The 2,612-nt window shown below is 62.9% G+C and carries 3 protein-coding genes; all 3 read left to right on the top strand.

Annotation, left to right across the window (positions count from 1 at the left end):
• The first annotated feature begins 119 nt into the window (after positions 1 to 119).
• The 3 genes from ACGFIO_RS44270 to ACGFIO_RS44260 all read left to right on the top strand — a co-directional run bounded on the left by ACGFIO_RS44270 (position 120) and on the right by ACGFIO_RS44260 (position 2,517).
• Entirely contained in the window at positions 120 to 389 is a 270-nt protein-coding gene (locus ACGFIO_RS44270) for a hypothetical protein (RefSeq protein WP_392837297.1), read from the top strand.
• Positions 390 to 851: 462 nt separating this feature from the next.
• Positions 852 to 1,766, top strand: a complete 915-nt coding sequence (locus ACGFIO_RS44265; RefSeq protein WP_392837295.1) for a hypothetical protein — start codon at positions 852 to 854, stop codon at positions 1,764 to 1,766.
• A gap of 307 nt (positions 1,767 to 2,073) precedes the next feature.
• A complete protein-coding gene (locus ACGFIO_RS44260) occupies positions 2,074 to 2,517 on the top strand; it encodes a hypothetical protein (RefSeq protein ID WP_392837293.1) in 444 nt (147 codons plus the stop codon).
• Positions 2,518 to 2,612 lie beyond the last annotated feature (95 nt).

Below are 2,612 nucleotides of genomic sequence, written 5' to 3'. Positions count from 1 at the left end.
GCGCTGCTGCCCACGCCGCGCCACCGCCATCGTGCAGGCCATCCTGGCCCTGCACCACATCGAGAACCCGATCCACGGCAGTTGAAAAGCGCTCAAAGAACCCGAGGATGAGGGTGCACATGATTGACATGCAGGAGTTCGCGCGGCGGCTGAGCACTCTCGGAGCTGGCGCGTTCACCAGCGACGACGTAGTGGACCTGGCGATCGCCGCCGATGTTCGTATCAGCGCTGACCTCGAGGTCGACGCCCCTATCGCGCAATGCCTGCTCGACCAGATCTCGCCCACGCCGACCGTCACCGGGGCGCAGATCACAGCATCGCAGTGGCCGCCACCTGCATCTTCCAGGGCAGCGGCGCCTTCGGTGTCGTTCTCCAGCCCCGGGCCGTAGACGGCCCGGCTGATCAGTCGCCGCGACCCCGCGGGTCTGGGCCCGCACGCGGCGATCGACGACCGGGCACTCGACGAACTGGCCGGCGAAACCACTGATCCGCTCTGGCATTTCCTGCTGCTCGGACGGCGGCAAGTGGCCGACACCGCACCAGGTACGGCCTTAGCGCCGACCGCAAGGGACTCGAAACCGGCTGGACTGCATCCCGCTTCCGCCGGATTCACACGCGCTGCTCGCACCGAGCAGATGGCTGCCTGGCGGGCCAGCAGCGCGGATCGCGGCTAGAAGAGGACACGCGCCTTGGTCCGAGGTCAGAAGCTCGCTCATTCGTTCATCTAGGCGAGATCATGAGCGGCGAACATGGTAGATATTTTGCGATCTTGAATCGCGGGCCTCCCTTGTGGAGACGATCTTACCCATCAGCTCCTCGACTTCTTGACGTGTTATGACACTCTGTGCGTCGTGAATTGCACGGAGCTTGTCAAGCTTGCCTCGATTGCAGAAAATTACGGCCAAATGACCGGTGTGCTCGCGGGCTTCGCCTTCACGGGGCTGGTCATCTTGTTGACGCCGAACACGTCGGATCATGCGCGATCGGTGAGCACGAGAGGTTCCGGCGTCCCGCTGGCGTTGTTCGTATCCTTCATCTCTTTGGTTTTGACGACGCTTCTGTACTCGGTGATGGCCGGCGACAGCAGCGAGGTCGCCCGTCCGCGGGCGGCCACCGTTGAACTCATCAATGGTCTAGTTTTCGCCCTGGCAGTCATCATCCTGCTCCATGGCGTCGGTCTGCTGATGCAAGGTGCACGGATCGAGCGATCAGCTGTAAGTTTTGCGCGATTCTCGACTGTTGTTGCCTTCCCTACGATGGGGATGTTCTTCATCGCTCAAGGAGTTTCGGACACAGCGGCAGCACGTGCCATGGTTCAAGGCCAAGATTGCCAGACGACGATGCCGCCGCTCGGAATGTGGCTAACCGCCGTGGAAGCCGCTGTCCTCAGCGCGTCGCTGACCGGGCCGGTGCGGCGCAAGCTTTCCTCATTTTCTGGCGTAGGACGACTATGGGCACCGCTCGTTGTCTTCATCGTTTCAATCATCGTGACGATGGTTTCGGCTTTCATCAGCACTCGGTCACCGCGGTTCTTGATGTCGCCGACCGCCATAAATTGGTTCCTGGTCGGCTCCGCTCTGTTGTTCACCGCACTAGGGCTCATGCTCTGCGCATCCAGCAAGCCTGATTCACCACCGACTCGCGTGATGCCTGATTTCCCGAGACGTCGGCAGTTGAGAAACAAGAAGCCCGCCTTCGCTCAGCGGCGATCTGCACAGCGTGACCTTGTGGGCCGCAGCAGGAGGATGCCCAGCGGACACATATGATCCGCACGCACGAGAACAGAGCAGGTTCCTGCTGTGGCGTGACCGGGCGGGCCGCTGAGGTTGCGTAAACGCACTCTCAGCGGCATGTCCGCGAGCCGAGTCGCCCTCGGAAGACTTGAACGAGCTGCTCGACGAGCTGGTTCGGCTGCTCGCTCACGACCGACACCCGCCAGGGGCGTTCGTCTACCAGGGGCTGGGGACGCCGCAGCGGGAGACCACCGGCGGTCCGCACAGTAAGCGCAGGAACTATTGACCCAGCGCTGGAGAGGTACGGCGAGTTATCAACAATCCGACGACGAGGCTGCAGATGATCAACGTCCATGAGTTCGCACGGCGACTGAACGCTGTCGGAGCTGATGAGTTCACCGACGACGACATCTGGGATCTGGCGACCGCGGGCGAGGTTCGCATCAGCGGTGACGAGATCGACGCCACTATGGCGCAGCGGTTGCTCGACCAGATCTCGCCCACCCCGCCGGAACCGGGGCCCAGATCACGACACTGCATTGGCCGCCGCCGCAGTCCTCTCGGACGGCGGCACCTACGGTGTCTTTCTCCAGCCCTGGCGCCGGCAACATGCCGGCTGACTAGCCGGCCCGACCTCGCAGTTCACGGCCTGCACGTAACGGCCGGCGGCCCGGCTCCCGACGAACCGGCCGGTGAAATCGCTGCCTCGAGGTTTGTGCAGGTGCATCGCTGCGATGACCACATGAGCCGACGAATCGAGCCGACGCGGCTCTGCTCGCTTTGACACTGAGCACTTTTCATCTGGGTTCGTTCAGGTGGGGGCAGGGCGAGGGAGTCGATAGCTGGGCGGGGTGAGGCTCCCGGTAAGACAAGCAATCG

It is taken from the genome of Actinoplanes sp. NPDC049265 (assembly GCF_043197135.1).
Classification (GTDB): domain Bacteria; phylum Actinomycetota; class Actinomycetes; order Mycobacteriales; family Micromonosporaceae; genus Actinoplanes.
The sequence above is the reverse complement of the archived record's forward strand: the minus strand, read 5'-3'. Positions and strand labels throughout refer to the sequence as shown.